Consider the following 18,125-nt stretch of genomic DNA (forward strand, 5'->3'; position numbering starts at 1 on the left):
GAGGGTGTCCGGAGCCGTCAGCCAATGGCGATCATGCGCTCCACCGCGCTCAAAGCTCGCAGGCGAACATCGGCGTCGACCTCGATCGGATATTGCGTCAGCGCAAGGGAATCGCGCACCTTGGCAAGGGTGGTCACCTTCATGTTCGGGCACAGCATCGCCGGCTGAATATGGTAAAAGCGCTTTCCTGGCGCAGCCTTGGCAAGAGCGTGCAATAGCCCTTCCTCGGTCACCACGATAAACGCCTTCGAGCTGCTCGAAGCGGCATGGGCTATCATCTGACTGGTGGAAAGCACGGCATCGGCTATCTCCACAACTTCCGGGCGACACTCGGGATGCACCAGCACCTCGGCTTCCGGATGAGCCTCTATCGCCGAGCGAACCTCTTCGGGCGAGACGTCTTCGTGTATCGGGCAATACCCTTCCCAAGGGATGACCTCGACTTCCGGAAGCGCCCGAGCCACCCAGGAAGCGAGATTTCGATCCGGGCCGAAGAGCACCTTGGGTGCCGCCAGTGAGCGAACCACAGAAACAGCGTTGGCGCTGGTGACACAGACGTCGGAGAGAGCCTTGACCGCCGCTGTCGAGTTCACGTAAGTGACCACCGGCACTCCGGGGTTGGCCTCACGCCAACTTGCGAGCTCATCGGCGGTCATCATGTCGGCCATCGGGCATCCGGCCGATGGCTCGGGTAGCAGCACCGTCTTGTCTGGCGAGAGAATCTTCGCTGTCTCGGCCATGAAGTGCACGCCCGCAAAAACGATGATCCTTGCCGAGGTGGCCGCGGCCTGGCGCGACAGCCCAAGCGAGTCACCGACATAATCCGCCACATCCTGGACGTCAGAGCGCTGGTAGTTGTGCGCCAGGATTACCGCGTCGCGCTCCTCGGCACGCCGACGTATCTCTGCCGAGATTGACGGATGCCCTCTCATCTGGGTCCCCGTGGCGGTATGATCGGCGCAGTGTCTATCAGCCGCACTTGTGCCACACGTCCCGCCACCAGGACGCGGACAGGGCGGTCCACCGCAGTCAACTCCTCGAGCGTATACGGATCGACTATGACCGCGTAGTCCATCTCGATTCCCGGGCGGGAATCAAATTCGGCGGTCATAATCGCTTTCAGGGCAGCGACTGAGGTTTCCCCGGCTGACACGGCCGCCTCGGCTGCGCTGATCGCGGCATACAGCGCAAGCGCGTCCTTACGAGCACTCGCATCCAGCCTGGAGTTGCGCGATGAAAGCGCTAGCCCGTCTCGGTCGCGCACCACTGGGCAGCTCACTATTTTTGTGGGAATGTCCAAATCGCGTGCCACACGCTCGACTATCCTTAGTTGCTGGAAGTCTTTTTCGCCGAAGAACGCCAGGTCCGGCCTTATAACGCCGAAAAGCTTGGTCACGACCGTTGCCACACCGATGAAGTGAGAAGGGCGTGAGCTTCCCTCCCACACTGTCGCAAGCGCACCGGGATCGACCTTGACAGCGGTATCCAGCGAGACGCTGACATCACCGTACATGCCTTCGGTGGTCGGCGCGAACAGCAGATCCACTCCCTCGGCACGCAGCAACTCCGCATCGCCTGCCAGATCACGCGGGTAGGCGTCGAAATCCTCATGCGGGCCGAATTGAGCGGGATTGACAAATATCGATACCGCGACGTAACTGGCGCGCTTGGCAGCCGCGCGAACCAGGGATAGATGCCCTTCGTGCAGCGCGCCCATCGTCGGCACAAGGGCTATCGTCCTGCTTTCTCGGCGGGCATCTGCGATAGCCTGCCTGGCCTCTTCTTTCGATACGACCTGCTCCACGCGTAAACCTTTCTGTCGATCCTGCGAGGTGTCGTCTGCGCCAGATTCGGGATCCTAGCCCGAGCGCCTACGCTCGCTTCAACTCGGCGAGCACCTCGGGGTCAAGTTGCGTCGAGTGCTCCTTGCCAGGAAACGCGTGATCGCGCACCTCGCCGGTGAACGTTCTCAACGCATGGGTGATAGTGGCACTGAGGTTGACGTACTGCTTGGCATGCCGAGGAGGACTCTGCCCGCCAAGACCCAAGATATCGTGGAACACCTGAACCTGTCCGTCACAGCCGGCACCAGCGCCGATACCGATCGTCGGGATAGCCAGCTTCTGGCTTACGATCGCCGAGAGCTGCTCCGGAATACACTCGAGCACAATGGCAAACGCGCCGGCATCCTGCAGCGCGAGGCAATCCTCGACAAGCTTTAGCGCACTTTCGATGTCTTTGCCTTGAACCCTGTAGCCGCCAAGTTGATGGACGGATTGCGGAGTCAGGCCGACATGCCCCATCACCGGAATACCGGCTTCCGTCAACCTGCGAACGGTCCCGGCAACGGCAAGGCCGCCTTCGATCTTGACCGCCTGCGCGCCGCCTTCGGCCATCATCCGGCCGGCGTTACGCATAGCCTCTTCTGGGGTGACCTGGTACGACATGAAAGGCATATCCGCCACAACAAGCGCCCGAGAGGCGCCTTTTCTGACAGCTTTCGTATGGTGCAGCATCTCCTCAACGGTGACAGGCAACGTCGAGTCGCGCCCAAGCACAACCATCCCTAACGAGTCACCGACTAGCACGATGTCCGCCCCTGCCTCCTCGACCATTCTCGCCGAGGGTGCATCGTATGCGGTGATCACCACAATGGGGAGACCGGCGCGTTTCATCTCGCGCAAGGACAGAGTGCTAACCGGTTTCTTTGGATCAGGCACAGATGTATCGCTCATAGTGACAACGCTCCTTCCCGGATTACACCGTCTCAGTCCCCCGGCGGAAGATCCAAGCGGTCCCGGCACAGTTAGGAAGCGAAGTATATCACTCGCTTGAAGAGTCCGTCTCACTCCAATCTACTGGCGCCGCCGCCAAAGCAGCCAACAGGTCACGAGCCTCCTGAGCTTTGGAAAGTGGCACTTTAAGCTGGAACCGGCGAGAGAACCCATAGGGATCACTGCCCAGCCCGGGCGCGAACGGCTCCCAGGCCCAAGGTATCCCCTCCTGCGACAGGACAAGCTCGGCGAACGAGCCTTCGATCTGACCGGACATTCCCACCTGTCCCGACATGCCCCCAAGCGGAACCGCCCCCGACTGAAGCAGGAAGGAAGGATCCGAGCCGAACTCCATCACTGTCTCCCATGGCTCTTTCTCCGCCGAGAGTCTGGGCGGTCGCGCGAACCCGGGTACTTCCCCCAGCTTCGCGATGACAGAGCCTGCGCTTACCCGCTCGCGGTCAATAGGAGCGCCATCTGGCCATCTGATCTTCGGATCGACTTCGAGCAGGGGCGTTATCACAAAATCCCTCTCGGCCATTTTGGGATGCGGCACCGTGAGATGCTCGTCGGCCAATTGCACGTCTTCCGCCAAAAGTATGTCGATATCGATTGCGCGAGGCGCGTTTCGCTCCCTGGCAGGCTCTCGGCCCATACTGTGCTCTATGCGCTCCAAAGCGGTCAGCAGGCGATCGAGATCGAGCGAGGTCTCGATGATCGCGACAGCGTTTACGAACGCAGGATCTTCAGGATCAGGCCACGCTTCGCTCTCATACGCCGAGGAAACCGCGATCACCTTGGTGCCTTCGAGCCCTTCCACCCTTCGCAGGGCGTCAACCAAGGCTGCAAGCCTGTCCCCGGACGCATCACCCAGGTTGCTTCCGAGCCCAAGATGGACACGCATCTAAATCACCCTTCCGCGAGCGCCTGCGCGACTCGAACAGCCTGCACGGTCTCGGCCACGTCATGCACACGAAGCACCGCCACGCCGTTTAGAGCGCCCCAAACCGCAGCCGCAATGCTGCCGCCAAGGCGATCTTTCGGCACCTCGGCTTGGCTGCCGGCGATATCGGCGATAAACCGCTTTCTGGACGCTCCGAGCATGACCGGGTAGCTCATCTCCGCAAATCTGTCGAGGGAGCGCATCAACTTCAAATTATGCTCAACAGTCTTACCAAAACCTATACCCGGATCGACACATATGGATTCCGGGTCGACCCCCTCGGCCACAAGAGCCAGCGCTCGCGCCGAAAGAAACTCAAGCACCTCGGCTACAACGTCCTCGTAGAATGGCGCGACCTGCATGGTGGCGGGCTCGCCAAGCATGTGCACGATCACGATCCCGGCTCCTGACGCCGAGGCAACCGAGGCCATCGCGGAGTCGCTAAATCCACTTACGTCGTTGATGATGTGGGCTCCCGCCTCAATGCAGGCGGCGGCCACCGAAGCATGCCGGGTATCGATCGAAACCGGAAACGTCCCCTCGGCGGCAAGCACCGAAACCACAGGCAAGACACGTGCGATCTCGTCGGCCGGCGAGATCGAAGCCGCGCCGGGCCTGGTAGATTCTCCGCCCACATCGATGATGTCGGCTCCGGCGTCAAGCAGGTGCTGGGCGTGTGCCAGGGCGCTATCAACGCAGGCGGTGCTTCCACCGTCAAAGAACGAGTCAGGGGTGACGTTGACTATCCCCATGACCAACGGACGATCCAAAATCAGGTCGATGCCACCACAACGCCAGATTCGCATGGCGCTAAACTCCCCTCCACTTTTGGTCTATCTTCCGGTGATAAGCGACATCGCCTCGGCGCGAGTCGCGGTGTTGCTCTGTAGCAATCCCCTTACCGCACTTGTCGTTGTAATCGCTCCAGGTTTGTTCACCCCACGCATCGACATGCAAAGATGCTCCGCTTCGATGACAACTATCGCTCCTGCGGGATCGAGGCACTCCACCAGTGTGTCGACGATCTGCGATGTGAGGCGCTCTTGCACCTGGGGCCGTCGCGCGAACGAATCTACCAGACGCGCGAGCTTGGAGAGGCCACATATCCGGCCGCTTTTCCCAGGGATGTACGCTACATGTGCACGCCCAAAAAATGGCGTCAGGTGATGCTCGCACATCGAATACAGGGGGATATCGCGAACGAGGACCATCTCCTGATGGCCCTCGTCAAACATAATCCGCAGATGCTCGGCCGGATTGTCGAAAAGCCCGCTGAAAACCTCAGCGTACATCTCGGCAACCCTGCGAGGTGTCTGCGCCAAGCCCTCCCGGTCAGGATCCTCTCCTATCCCTTCGAGAATCAGCCGGACGCCCTGCTCGATCTTGCCTTGGTTCATGAGCCACCCTTGGCCGTATCAGCTATGGGGATCAGCGGTTTTGCCGCTTCCAAAGGCTCCTCGGTGCTTTCCACCGCCGCCGCGACTTCCTCAGAGGGCTCTTCCTGGTCTTTATCGGCCTTTTGCGCCGCTTCCTCCTTCAGGAACTCCTCCCAGCGATCTTCGAGCAACGCCTGCAGCTCTTCCTTATCAACGGTCTCGCGCTCGATGAGCACCTTGGCGAGAAGGTCGAGTTGCTCGCGACGCTCGGCCAGGATCGTTCTCGCCTTGTCGTAAGCCTGATCGATAAGCGCCCGTATCTCCTTGTCTATCTCATAGGCGATCTCGGGGCTGTAATCGGCGTTCGCGGAGAAATCCCTGCCGAGAAAGACCTCGTGGGTCGCATCGCCAAAGGTCTGCGGCCCGAGCTTCTCGGACATGCCGAATCTGGTCACCATCTGCTTTGCGATCTTTGTCGCGCGCTCAATGTCGTTGCTCGCGCCAGTCGTGATATCGCCGATTGCAAGCGCCTCCGCGACTCGGCCGCCGAGCATCATGGCAATCTGGTCGAGCATCTGACTGCGGGAGTTTAGGAACCTGTCCTCCTGTGGCAGCGCCAGCGTATAGCCGAGCGCCTGACCTCTCGCGATGATCGATATCTTGTGGATCGGATCGGTGTTGGGAAGCACATGGCCGACGAGAGCGTGTCCCGCCTCATGGTAGGCGATGATGCGCTTCTCCTCATCGGAGATCAGGCGGCTTTTGCGCTCGGGACCGGCTATCACTCGCTCGATTGCCTCATCTAGCTCGACCATGCTGATCTTCTTCTTGCCATACCGAGCGGCGAGCAGGGCTGACTCGTTTACGAGGTTGGCGAGGTCTGCTCCAGTGAAGCCAGGCGTCCTGCGCGCAAGGACCCCGAGATCGATATCCTCGTCCATTGGTTTCCCTTGAGCATAAATCTCCAGGATCGCCCTGCGTCCTTTGAGATCGGGTCGATCCACGACGATCTGCCTGTCAAATCGGCCTGGCCGAAGAAGCGCTGGATCGAGGATGTCCGGGCGGTTGGTGGCCGCAATGAGGATGATGTTGTCCTTGATATCAAAGCCGTCCATCTCCACAAGCAGCTGGTTTAGCGTCTGCTCCCGTTCGTCATGGCCGCCACCGAGCCCAGCGCCACGCTGACGGCCGACGGCGTCGATCTCGTCCATGAAGATTATGCAGGGGCTAGACGCCTTGGCCTGCTCGAACAGGTCGCGCACCCTGCTGGCGCCGACTCCAACGAACATCTCGACGAAATCCGAACCCGATATTGAGAAAAACGGCACAGCCGCCTCACCAGCCACGGCGCGGGCAAGCAACGTCTTTCCTGTTCCCGGCGGGCCGACGAGCAGTACGCCTTTGGGAATCTTCGCGCCGAGGGCCTGGAACTTCCCGGGGTTTGCGAGAAACTCCTTGATCTCGTGCAGTTCTTCGATCGCCTCATCTACTCCGGCAACGTCTTTGAAGGTGATCCTCGGCTGGTCGCGCGTCATCCGCTTGGCCTTGGCCTTGCCGAAGTTCATGACCTTGGAGTTGCCGCCCTGCATCTGCGAGAGCAAAAAGATGAGCAATCCGGCAAAGAGCAGGATCGGCAGAAAGTTGAGTGCGATCGTTCCCCATGGGATCGGGGATTCAGGATCCACTCTGTACTCGACGTCCGGGTGTGCGGCCATCAGCTCATTGAGGCTGTCAGCGCCCACGTAGGTCGAGGTATAGTCCACAAGCGCGTTTCTGCCTTCTCGCCTCTCGGCAGGTGAAGGCCAGAACTGGCCCGTGACGAGCGACTCGGCGACTTTAAAGTCAGCGCTGATCACGCGACCATCCTTGACGGCCTGAACGAACTCGGTGGTCGAGATTTCGGTAGGCGTGACCTGCTCCCGAGCAAACGACCCCGCAAAGACATAGACCAGGCCTACCAGTAACAGCAAATATAGAAGAATCGTACGTACATTCTTGTTCACGATCTAACTACTCCCGTCTGAAATGATCAAAGAAAAACAACCGCCATCTAGTTCGCGTACACCTCGGGTTTCAGCACACCGATGTACGGAAGATTCCGGTACCTCTCTCCGTAATCGAGCCCGTACCCCACGACGAACTCATCGGGGATCTCAAAGCCTACGTACTTACAGTTGATAGGTACCCTTCTTTTGCCCTTTTTATCCAGCAAAGTCACAACTTCAAGAGACGAGGGATTGCGTGACGCGAGATTTTTGAGCAGATACTTCAGGGTCAAGCCTGTGTCCAAGACATCTTCGACAACAAGCACATGTCTGCCCTCGATGCTCTCGTCCAGGTCTTTGATGATCCGGACGACTCCCGAAGACTGCGTTGAGGAGCCATAGCTGGACACAGCCATGAAATCAACCTCGACCGGAAGCGAGATGGCCCGCGCCAGGTCGGCCACGAAAAGCGCAGCCCCACGCAGAACTGCGACGAGCAGCACCTGCTTATCGGCGTACTCCTCCGAGATAGACTCCCCCATCTCGGCGATGCGCTGCCTAATCTGCTCTTCGGTCAGTACTACGCGATCAATATCCTGGTGCATCCGCGCTCCTCATCCTTACTATCGATCTTCATCCGCCATATGCGGTCACTCACCCGGTTCCCAAGTGAGCCGAACCGGATTACGAGTTTCCGGAGTCACCTTGTAATCCTCGCTCATCCGAACACCGGCCAACCACACAATACAATCTCCGTCTCGTACCACAGGAATCCTCGGTCGCAGACGGGCGGGTACTTTTTCATCTATCAACATGTCCGAAAGCTTCCTGGTTCCGCTCATCCCAAGGGGACGCATCCTGTCTCCCGGCCTAACGCAGGTGACTGACAGGGATTCAGAAACAGCTCCGCCGTCTATCACCACCGAACACGCACTCCCGGAAAGATCGCCATGAGCAGCGCGACTGGCACGAAGTCTACCTGCGATGCCGAGATCGGCGGTACCAGGTATTGGGAGCAAAGAGGGTGCCAGCGTCTGAAGGTCCTCTCCCGTATGCAAGACAGTAATTGTACCGTACCGCGTCTCGACGCGCAGTCCTCCCGGTAAATCGCGAGCGAAATATCCGCCCCGGTCGTCTCCGCAAGCCTCGGCAAGAGCTTCGACGTGGTCGAACTCCACTCGCGAAGCCTGCGGGAAGTGGGCCTTCAGGACCTCGCGAATCACCCGGCGGCGCATGGGCTGCGAAAGCCGCGCCAGCCCGGCCCGGTCGAGGGTGAGTGCGGCGCCGTTCTTCCCGGCGATCTCGCGCGCGTGCTCCCTGGCCACCTCGGCCAGCAGGTCGTTTTCCGCCGAGAGAACCTCCACCGAGCGCAAGACGGCCTCGTCAAAGCGCGGATTGATCTGCCGCATCATCGGCACGACCTCGTGGCGGATGCGCGCGCGCAACCGGGTGGTGTCCAGATTGCTCGCGTCTTCGCGCCAGGGCTGAGCGAGCGAGGAGAGATGGGTGCGAACCAGCTCGCGTGAGCACTCGGCAAGCGGGCGGATGATCCGGCCTCGGCGAGGACGCAGCGAAGACAACCCCCCTGACCCCGCGCCGGTGATGACGCGCATCAGGTAAGTCTCGACCCGGTCATCCCTGGTGTGCCCGGTCGCGATGCACCCGCTCTCCATCGGGATACCCGCACTTGCGCAGCGCGAGTCGAGCTCCTCTGCCGCAAGGCGATATCGCACCTCGCGGCCGGCGTCCTCGAGATTCTGGCCCGCCGAGGCGGCGAGTGCGGCGACATCGACTCGAGCGACTTCCAGCTCGACGCCCAGGCGAGCGCAAAGGTCCCTGACGAAGCTCTCGTCGGCGTCTGACTCGGCTCCCCGCAGCATATGGTTGATGTGAATCGCCGAGAGACGCAGGCCCTGGCCCAGTTGCCCTGTCGCGAACAGATGGAGCAGCGCGACCGAATCCGCGCCGCCCGAAACCATGACCACCACAGCCGCACCGGGAGGCACAAGGTCATAGCGCTCACAGGTCGCTCGCGCAATGTCGGAAAGCTCTGTCATGTGTACAGATTACATCCGGTGAGAAGAGTGCGCGAGTTCGCGGGAGGAAAAACGCGGTCAGATCCAGCCGCGCTCCTCGGCGATGCGAACCACCATCGCGGCCGTCTGGCCGGTAAGAGCGGCGCAATAGGCGTGGCGCTCCTCGCCATCCATGCCGCCGAAAGGAGCGATAAGGCTGCCGCAGGCCGTGGCCCGGTTGAGCTCCTGGAACTCGCGACGCACCTGCTCTGTGGCGGCGGTCGACTCCTCCCAGGCGCCGTCCAGCTGAGTGCGTCCCGCCAGCAATCCCACCGCCATGATCGCGCCGACAAGGGCGCCGCACGTGGTGCCGTCGCCTGCGATGCCGCCCCAAAATCCGCTTCCGAGCGACATGATCTCCGAGGGAAGGCGGTTGCCGGCGGCGTCATTTACCACCGTCAGCACCGCTTCGCAGCAAAACATCCCATCGTCATAGAGCGCTTCTGCGCTCCTGGCGGCTTCGGTGGCCTTCGATGAGGATGTGAGCATCGGCATATTTCCCTCGCTTGAGCAAAGTAATATATGAATCGTTTATACCATATATCACTCAAAGTGCAAGTCCCCGGCGAGGCCGCAACGGCGCTATCTCCATCTGTAGTCCCAGTTCTCGGCTTCCACATTGACTTCTATTCCATCAATAACGACTACCGTATCGCTCTTCCAGGTGATGCGCGGCACTCCATGCGGAGATGGCTCGTTCAGGTAGATGTTCCTGGGCTTCGAGCCCAAATCCAGCCCGACGACCTCTGCTCTCACCACGGTGCGCCCAGCTGCGCCGGGATCTATGAAGTAGGCTCTGACCAACCGGTCCCCTGAGGGAGAGGAGGACTCGATTACCAGTTCGCCTGCTGGCAGAAGCATCAGGGTACCCATGCGAAGGTACAAGGTACCCGCCCAGAACAATGAAGCACAGAAAGACTACAGCGATCCACCACTTTTTCATCCGTGTCTCCCGCCTCCTCACGACCAGAGCACCCATACTCGCAGGATCATACCTTAGCACCTCATCGCCGCGATACGCTTCCTTGGTCTCACGCTCGAGAGCCGAGGCGATCACCCCTCTCTTTTGCTCCCGCTGCGCATGATTACGATGAGCGCCGCCACTCCAGTCGCAAGCGTCGCCGACGCTGTTGTCCAAATCAGGTCAGATGCGGTAATACGGACGCTTTCATGAAGGGGGTCCGTGAGAATACCAAGTCCTTCCGCGATGACGATTGAAATGCTGATGATGCCTCCCGTGCCGTCCCCGGGCCTACTCACTCTTCGACAGCTGCAACAGCTCCACGAGGTGCTCGCTCAGTTCACCTTCAGGGACCTCGGGCATCCAGGGTCCCTGGTCGCCGCGCAGCACACTTATCCAGAGATGCTCTCCTGCCGGACCTGACCTGTGTTCGTTGAAAGACCAGTATCCTTCCTGTTCAACGATAACAGTGACGATCTCCGGGGTATCGCGCACGAGCCGTGCGCCCTCCCGTTCGAGGTCCCTCTCAGCACGCTTGCGGCTAAGCTCCTCGGTGATCACCTGAATGAGCAAGAGAGTCTCGTGCTCTCGCTCGGGTTCCGAAAGTGCGATGTCGCTGTGGATGCCATTCATCTCCTCGAGCGTCCCCCGTCCGTGCCTGATGATATCACCCTCCCAGCCATCCGGAACCACAATCGTCCATGAATCAGACAGGCGCACACTGTCGCCGGGCCCCACCGCTGTGATGCGAGTCATCCCGCAGCCGGATAGCGCGACAACGGCGAGCAGGGCGACCAGAAGGCCGCCAACGCTGCGACCCAAGGCGCCTGCGGTCGGCGGCTGCACTGGCCAACTGCCTTTGATCATCGTACCCTCCCTAGCCACCGTTACTCGCGCAAGAACCTCACTATCGCTTCCTCGGCCGAGTCTTCATCGCTCTCAAGGGCCGGACGGTAAACGGTAACCACCACGGCACCCCCCTCAACTTCCTTTATGACCCTGGCCAGGGCATTCACCTCCAGATCATCCTGCGGGGCCTGAAAGATACCCCACTCCCACGAGTCAGGAAGCATGGCGGGCGCAGGCTTGACAGCCACCTCAGAGCGCAATGCGGGAAGCGCCCTGCTCGCCACTTGAGATGGCAGCACAAGCGCTCTCAGAACCAAGTCGAGGGCTTCATTTGAGCGGTAAACATCAAAGCGCCGATATGGCTCATCAACCGTCCACGCCTCGTAACCCTCGGGAATCGACAGTTCGACGCCTTCTGCAACCATAAGCACGTCCGGACCGACTGTGGGATCCTCGTTCATGAAAATCCCCAAATAGACGTATGCGAATGCAAATGCGAGCAACGCAGCAAAAAACGTCAATCCGCCAATTATCGCCAGCTTTCGTGTCAGGCGCAGTCGCCTCATGCCCATCTCCTAATCTGTCCGAGCCGAATACCGAACATTGCGATTCGTGCCATTCGGGCCGCATCGCCTAAGTACCGGCGCTTAAACCAACTATAATCGGGATGTGGATGGTTGCTGAAATACTCTAGAAGCCCCATTTCCTCACCCATGGTCGACACGTAGATGTGTCGTGCTTCGAGCCACCTGGCCGGCATAGTTGTTCTCATCTCATTGTAAACAATGGCCCGGGCGGTCCGAAAGAACCACCGCGCGTTTTCCAGGTACCACGTTCCTCTTGCAATAGCAGGAATAAAGTTCAGCACCGGTACACGAAGGATCCATTCGGGACTGGGACGCTCCCTGACCACCGCTCTCCAGAGGCTCTGAATCCGCTGACTCACCAACCCCGTCGGATCCACCTTGCCCACCGGGTCGCCTGCGCAGTACTGGTACGCGCTCTCCTCGCCGTCGGCACGGGCGGGGTCTTTCGAAAGGAAGCGCATCGTGGCCGGGTCGTAGTGGCGCTGCGAGAGGTAGTAGGTCTGCGAGTGGGCGTCGTATACGTAGCCCGCGTAGCGAAGCGGCTGGCGGGCGGCGATCGCGGTGGCCAGGGCGGTGGTGACAGAGGAGTTGGCGACACCGTTTGCGGTGTGCGAGATCACAGCGCCGTAAGGATCGTAGGTGTAGCGGGCGAATACAGCGCCTGCCACGGTCGCGAGCGCGACGACATCGCCCCTGTCGTTCGTCGCGATATGGAAGGTCGTGGGCGTGGCTGTGCCGCTGGTGTGCACCGCCGCGTACGGGCGGTTCTGCTCGTCGTAAAGGTAGGCTATCCTCCACGCCGAGGCGCCTTGCGTGGCGGCAAGCGAGAGCAGCGTGATGCCGTCGTAGGCGTAAGTCGTAGTAGTCGTCCGGGAGCCTTCTGTAAGCACCGTCTGCGTGCGCTGGCCGGCCGCGTCGTAGGTGTAGGTTGCGGCAGAAGAGCCCCTTCTCCAGGTGACAAGGCGGCTCGCATCATCCCAGCCAAAAGAGGTCGTGACCCCGCCTGAAGTCGATGAGGTGCGTCTGCCAAGGGCGTCGTTTGCATAGGTCGTTTCGACACTTCCCCTGGTCGAGCGCCTGAGGCGGTCGTCGGTCGCGGCGGGACTGGCGGTATCGGTTACCGAAAACGTTGACGTCACACCGCCCGACACGGCCCTTGTAAGGTTGCCGCGCTCATCGAAGGTGTAATCCCACGCGGCAGAGCCAAGCCTTGCGCTTGCAAGCCTGCCGGAACCGGTGTAGGTGTAGGCGGATCTCACGGAAGACGCTCCTGTGACTGTGACACTCTCTTCGATCTTGCGGCCGGTATCGGCGTCGTAGGTGTAGACGGCATCGATGCCCGGCGCGGTCTGCTCGATGAGCTTGCCGGCCGCATCGTATCTCGCGCTTCCCGGCCGTCCCGCAACCCTCCAGTTCAACCGGCGGCCCTCATTGTCGCGCGCGGTTACCGTCGCTTCGAGCGAAACTCCTGTTCCGCGGACGGTCCGCGTGCTCTCATGACCGAGCTGGTCATAAAGGATCGTGGTGGTAAGACCCAGGTGCTCAACGGTTGCGGTGGAAACCCTTCTGGTGCCTCCCGCGTAAGCGAACGTGCTCCTCACACCCGCAGGTGACTGCGTGGTCGCAACCGAGCGGGAAAGTCCATCGTAGGCTGTCTCGATGCGCCTGATCTGCGACCCGTCTCTGCCCCTGTGCGTTTCGGATGCGACTCTGCCAAACGCGTCGTATCCGGTTTGCACCGTGCGGTCGGCAGGATCGGTGACGGCTACCGTGCGGCCAAGCCCGTCGTAAACGCTCCTCGTCGTCCTCCCGGCGCCATTGGGGGGGATGATGCTCTCGGAAGTGACAAGTCCGCGCCTGTCGAACGTGCGCCTCTTTTGGATTCCGTCAAAGTCGGTCTCGGCGAGCACCCAGGAAAGCGCGTTATACACCGTGGTGGATGGCTTGCCGAGCTCCGCGCTTATCTGACGGCCGAGCAAGTCGTAGGTGAAACTCGTCACGGCCGCCTCTTTTGTACCGGCAGCTTTCACGCTCTCGATCAGGCGGCCCGCAAGATCGTAGACGAACGTGTCGGTGACAGTGATATCGCCTTCAGTCGGCCGAGTCTCGGAGATGCGATTACCGCTTGCATCATAAGCATATACGACCCGCTGTCCGTCCGCACTCTCGGTGCTCAGCACGCGACCGGAAGCAGAGTAAGTGGTCACCTCTGCCGTCCCGGTTGTATTGCCCGGGGCCATGACATGCGTCACGCGACCAAGCGCGTCATACACCGTGCGAGTCGCTCTCGACAGATCGGCGCCGTGTGCAGAAAGCGGAACAACAGGTGACCACTCGGCCACAATATTTCCGGCAGCGTTGTGCCAGCGGGTCGTCACGCCCTCAATCGTGTGGGTGGTTGAGCGGGCGCGGCCAAGCGTATCGAGATTGTGCATAATCGAAAAGGCGACAGCCCCGTCAAGGAAATAGTCTTCGCGTGTGACGTTGCCAAGCGCGTCGTAGGTGTATCCGACTCTATCGACAACCTGCCCTCCAGCCTGGCGGCCTGACGTGATTACCCTGCCAAGCGCATCGTGTGTATTGGTTGTCGCGGTACCGGAAGCGTTTCTTGATAGCGCGAGGTGTCCTGCGAGCGTGTACGTGTTCGTCTCGGTCACAAAACCTTCGGCATCAGTGCGGCTGACGAGGTTGCCAAACGCGTCGTAGGAGCTTCTTTCCGTAAGCGTTACCGGGGTGGTGGCGTCAAAAGACAGCATGACTCCGGGTCGGCTCACCTGCAAGGGCTCGCCGTTTGGCGCAAAACCTGCGTCCCCAAAGCGGGTAGTGACCGTTTCGGTGCTGCTGATGGCGCGCGTCTCACTCACGGTGCGGCCAAAAGCGTCATACGTCCACTCAGTACGAGCGCGCTCGCCACTGTTGAGATCCCGCTCCTCACTCAAGACGTTACCAGACGCATCGTAGTTACGGCTCGTCCTTGCTCCTGACGGCGAAATCTCCTCGACCACCCGGTCGAGCGCGCCTGCGATAGTGCCGTAAACGTAGGTTGTACTCGCACCTTCCTCATCAGTCTGGGTGATCATGTTACCCCGCGTATCGTACAACCACGTGCGAGAGTGGCCCGCAGGGTCGACCTCGCGGGTGATATCGCCGCTTCTCGTGTAGATGAAGGTCCGCCAGCGCACCGCATCCCCAACGGCATGCGGGTTGGAGCGACGGGCGGTTGTGCCTGTGGGGTTCCACTCGAAAGTCTCGCGTATCTCTCCGGCCAGGGCGAGAGCATCGGTCCGCACACTGCCGTATTTCACTGTAGTCGCAACACGGCCCTGCCCCCACTCGATCGCGCCTGCAGGCGCGTTGCCCTGACTCCAGGAAACTGGACGCGGCCTGGCATCGAAACCCCATGTTGCGGCAGGGATCTCGCTTATGGATACGCGGCTCAAGTAGTATGTGCCGGGCTCGATTGTGCCTGTATAGCTGTAATTTACCGTGCGAACATCAGACGTGCCCGGAAAGTAGGTTACCGTGTTGGTGGCGCTCAGCGCCGAAGTTGCGGTAGCCGAATAGGCGACCGTGCGCGTGCCGTCAGGAGTCGCGTAAACGGCTCCCGTGATCCGGCCGCCAGCAAAACTCACGACGATACTCTGGCTGTTTGGCGACACGATATCAAGCCGGTCCGGAACAGGGCGGTGGTAATAAACTGTGTTGCCGTTGGTATCGCGCTCCTCTACAAGCCTTCCTGCTGCGTCAAACAGCAACGAGCCGCCGCCTCTGAACCGCAGCCGCCAACCCAGATCGGCGGAAAGATTGACAAACTCGCGGGTCAGTTCAGCGCGATAGCCCTCCGGCGCATGCCAAAGACCATCCCGAAGCAAGAAGCGGTAGGCGTCACCTTCCTCATCGAGGTATGTAGCGACGTTTCCGCTCTGCTCGATTGTCTGCTCGAAGTTGAATCGCCAACCCGGTCCGAACAATCCCTGGTTTGGCCGGGCCGAATCATAAACGCGGCTCAAACGGGCATCGGGCCCATGTGAGGCAATAGAAAGATCGGTGACGTGCGTCCTCATGCTTTCGGTGTTTAGCACCGCCTCTACCCTGTGCTCCGCGAACTGACCGATCTCTGCAGTGGTGTTATGCACGGCAGGGTTCAGCACTGCGGTTCGGCTATCGAGCGCGACTATAGTAGCCGGTGTCGCAGTGGTAGACGCCGACCCATGCACATTGTATGGCACCACCTTGAAAGCGTATGCCGGCACATCATCCATCTCAGTGCCAGCGGTCCTGGCGTAAAGCGGGCGCGGATCATCCCGCAGATCAAGCCCCGTTCCGGAAAGGAACGGATTTGCCGTCAGGCTGTCTGGCATCGACGCGATCGCGGTGTCAGCGGGAAAAAGTCCCCTGCCCGCACTCGTCCACGAGGTCTCAGTGATATCTGCCATCTGGCGGTACACATTGCCGTCAAAAAGGTATACACGGTAGCCGGTCGCCCCTGTAACAGGCGCCCATGAAAGAGTGACTGCGCCTCGGCCAGTGTTTGCCGAGTCGTTTCGCGCGTCGCTTACACCATCGCCGTTCGTATCAGCCTCTGCGAACCACCCTGAAGTGGCGGTCGTCTGCACCGAGACGCGCTGGATCACAGCAGGCGGCGCTACGAGCCTGAACGTACTGTTCGACCAGGCGCTCCAGACTCGAGACGTCCCCCCTTTGGGGGAGCTCGCCGCACGGACTCGTACATGATACGTCGTCCCAGTCTGCCACCCGCCGCTTGGCGCCGGCATCGCACACGAAGTAGCCGTGGTTCCCGAGGCCGTAGCCACCGGCGCCCCGCCTTGAGTAAGCGAAACAGCAACCTCGTATTGAACCTGCGGGTTACCGAGCGCCTCTGAGTACTGCCATGAAACAGATGGAACCTCACTAACATCACCGCCGGCAGGAGAAGTGATGCTTACCTGTGGAATCGGCGCATACTCAACCACGAACCGAGGACGTTGCTCAACGCTCATATGATCGGAGGAGCTAAACGCCATGTGCCCGCCGATAGTCGCCTGCAGGCGTATCGTGCACTGATCCCCCGGGGTAGCTTGAGCCTGCCAGAGAGCGAATGCCTCGGTGACGTCCCACTGATGCCAACCAACTGACATGGGCACCCATTGACTGCCAGATACCGGCGCGATTTGGGTTTCGAGCGGCAGATAAGAGTTCCACGTCATGCTTGCAATACTAATAGCTGGAGTCGCGCGCATCACGCGCACGGAGCCCGGTGAGGCCACCTGGTTGCAGAAAAGGTTGAGCCTGGCGTCGACAACCACGTAATCTCGAGACCTCCAGACTGCAAGATTATCAAGAAGGTTTCTGCCTATCTGCATGAAGCCGTACTCTCCCCAGTGCGAAGCAGGGTTGCCATTGTTGACCCACACATTAATCCAGCCCGAGAAGTTGGTGTTCTCGTTTCCCGGCCTGCTCGACACATACGTGTCGTTTGGCGGACCAACATGCGAGATCGTCGGGTCGACGTAGACCGGATAGACGCGCTCGGGATCGTCAAGCCAGGCGCGGTCGATCACGACGTCGAGCTGCCAGCGCCCCTCCTGCCCCGAGAGCTCGTAGTGTACGGCGTCACTGTACACAGGTCCCAGGGTCGTCTCTGTTGAATCCCACATGAAAGGAGCGGGTATCCAAAGCTGCGGCTCGCCCCCTGAAGTTGAGCGCAAAGTGATCGATCCGTCATCTTCGAGGTGAGGAGTCAATCCTTCCAGCCTAAGATCGAAGCCATAAATATTCGAAGCTCCGGCAGACGGGAGAACGATCGTCTCTTTCAGGCCGTAAGGGCGTGACTCGAAGTGAAGCGCGGCATCTGAAAAAGCGTCCTCGTAGGTACGCTCCCTTGCCGATTTGGCCCTGGCAGGGATGTTGCCTCTTCCGGGTTCTGCCGCTCCCGGCTTATTTCGCGCGGCAGGGCGAAGTGCCACACTCGCACCATCCATTTCAAAGCGCACCCAGTTCCCACGAAGATCACGAGGCAACTCGAGGCGGAACCGGTTGGCCTTGTTGACTGAGACCTGGCGACCGCCGACAGCCTCATCTACAAGTGCGGTATCGATACGCTTGAACGACTTGGACTGTGCATCGCGATAGTGAATGGGATTTGCGAAGTATTCGGCGCGAATGGTTCCATCTGAAAGGAGAAGCTGGCGCCCGTTCTCACTGCGCTTTTCGACAAGCTCTTGCACGACATCGGGTGCCCTGTCACCGGATTCTTGCGAACTCACCGGCCCGGTAGGTACAAGTGACGTGCTTCCCGGCACAGCGTATGTGGCGCGCGGAGTTCCGATCACCGGACCCAGCAGCAAAACAAACGCAGCGCCCCGGACAGAATCCGGCCAAAGCGTCTCTGGAACAGCTTCATCTCTTGCCCCTCCCTCTCCCGCTTCTTCTGGAAGCGAGCTCATGCCGACCCGGAAATCCCAATCCCCTGCCGACGCATTCTCCCACCACCGAAATGCAACATACTGCAATATACGCCTGGCATTTGCGTGTGCAAGAAAAAGTTTGCGTGCGGTTACACACCAGCCGCATCA

Annotated in this window: 15 protein-coding genes; all 15 read right to left on the reverse strand. The window is 60.2% G+C overall.

Features of this window, described 5'->3' with window-relative positions; genetic code table 11:
- Positions 1–17: 17 nt before the first annotated feature.
- A complete protein-coding gene (gene nadA / locus KGZ89_06955) occupies positions 18–932 on the reverse strand; it encodes a quinolinate synthase NadA (GenBank protein MBS3974585.1) in 915 nt (304 codons plus the stop codon).
- Positions 929–1,804 carry a pantoate--beta-alanine ligase gene (gene panC, locus KGZ89_06960; protein MBS3974586.1) on the reverse strand — a complete coding sequence of 292 codons (876 nt, stop codon included), beginning with the start codon at positions 1,802–1,804 and terminating at the stop codon, positions 929–931. The genes nadA and panC overlap by 4 nt, the downstream gene beginning before the upstream one ends.
- Positions 1,805–1,871: 67 nt before the next feature.
- Positions 1,872–2,735: a 3-methyl-2-oxobutanoate hydroxymethyltransferase gene (panB, locus tag KGZ89_06965; protein MBS3974587.1), complete on the reverse strand. Its 864-nt coding sequence runs from the start codon at positions 2,733–2,735 to the stop codon at positions 1,872–1,874.
- A gap of 88 nt (positions 2,736–2,823) precedes the next feature.
- The gene (folK, locus tag KGZ89_06970) at positions 2,824–3,678 is read right to left on the reverse strand and encodes a 2-amino-4-hydroxy-6-hydroxymethyldihydropteridine diphosphokinase (protein MBS3974588.1); all 855 of its coding nucleotides are present in this window, start codon (positions 3,676–3,678) and stop codon (positions 2,824–2,826) included.
- A gap of 5 nt (positions 3,679–3,683) precedes the next feature.
- Positions 3,684–4,523, reverse strand: coding sequence for a dihydropteroate synthase (gene folP / locus KGZ89_06975; GenBank protein MBS3974589.1), 840 nt, complete (start codon positions 4,521–4,523; stop codon positions 3,684–3,686).
- Between the two features lie 27 nt (positions 4,524–4,550).
- On the reverse strand, positions 4,551–5,114 hold the full coding sequence (folE, locus tag KGZ89_06980; protein MBS3974590.1) for a GTP cyclohydrolase I FolE: 564 nt from the start codon (positions 5,112–5,114) through the stop codon (positions 4,551–4,553).
- Positions 5,111–7,096, reverse strand: coding sequence for an ATP-dependent zinc metalloprotease FtsH (gene ftsH, locus KGZ89_06985; protein MBS3974591.1), 1,986 nt, complete (start codon positions 7,094–7,096; stop codon positions 5,111–5,113). Before ftsH ends, folE begins: the two co-directional genes overlap by 4 nt.
- Positions 7,097–7,143: 47 nt before the next feature.
- A complete protein-coding gene (hpt, locus tag KGZ89_06990; GenBank protein ID MBS3974592.1) occupies positions 7,144–7,683 on the reverse strand; it encodes a hypoxanthine phosphoribosyltransferase in 540 nt (179 codons plus the stop codon).
- A 45-nt stretch (positions 7,684–7,728) separates the two neighbouring features.
- Positions 7,729–9,135, reverse strand: coding sequence for a tRNA lysidine(34) synthetase TilS (gene tilS / locus KGZ89_06995; protein MBS3974593.1), 1,407 nt, complete (start codon positions 9,133–9,135; stop codon positions 7,729–7,731).
- A gap of 57 nt (positions 9,136–9,192) precedes the next feature.
- Positions 9,193–9,648, reverse strand: coding sequence for a C_GCAxxG_C_C family protein (locus KGZ89_07000; GenBank protein ID MBS3974594.1), 456 nt, complete (start codon positions 9,646–9,648; stop codon positions 9,193–9,195).
- Between the two features lie 87 nt (positions 9,649–9,735).
- Positions 9,736–10,014, reverse strand: coding sequence for a hypothetical protein (locus KGZ89_07005; protein ID MBS3974595.1), 279 nt, complete (start codon positions 10,012–10,014; stop codon positions 9,736–9,738).
- A gap of 192 nt (positions 10,015–10,206) precedes the next feature.
- On the reverse strand, positions 10,207–10,413 hold the full coding sequence (locus KGZ89_07010; GenBank protein ID MBS3974596.1) for a hypothetical protein: 207 nt from the start codon (positions 10,411–10,413) through the stop codon (positions 10,207–10,209).
- Complete coding sequence (locus KGZ89_07015; GenBank protein MBS3974597.1) at positions 10,406–10,981, reverse strand: hypothetical protein; 576 nt, start codon at positions 10,979–10,981, stop codon at positions 10,406–10,408. Before KGZ89_07015 ends, KGZ89_07010 begins: the two co-directional genes overlap by 8 nt.
- A 20-nt stretch (positions 10,982–11,001) precedes the next feature.
- Positions 11,002–11,529, reverse strand: coding sequence for a hypothetical protein (locus KGZ89_07020; GenBank protein MBS3974598.1), 528 nt, complete (start codon positions 11,527–11,529; stop codon positions 11,002–11,004).
- Positions 11,526–18,062, reverse strand: a complete 6,537-nt coding sequence (locus KGZ89_07025; GenBank protein MBS3974599.1) for an RHS repeat-associated core domain-containing protein — start codon at positions 18,060–18,062, stop codon at positions 11,526–11,528. The genes KGZ89_07020 and KGZ89_07025 overlap by 4 nt, the downstream gene beginning before the upstream one ends.
- Positions 18,063–18,125 lie beyond the last annotated feature (63 nt).

It is taken from the genome of Actinomycetota bacterium (genome assembly GCA_018334075.1).
GTDB lineage: Bacteria > Actinomycetota > Coriobacteriia > Anaerosomatales > UBA912 > JAGXSC01.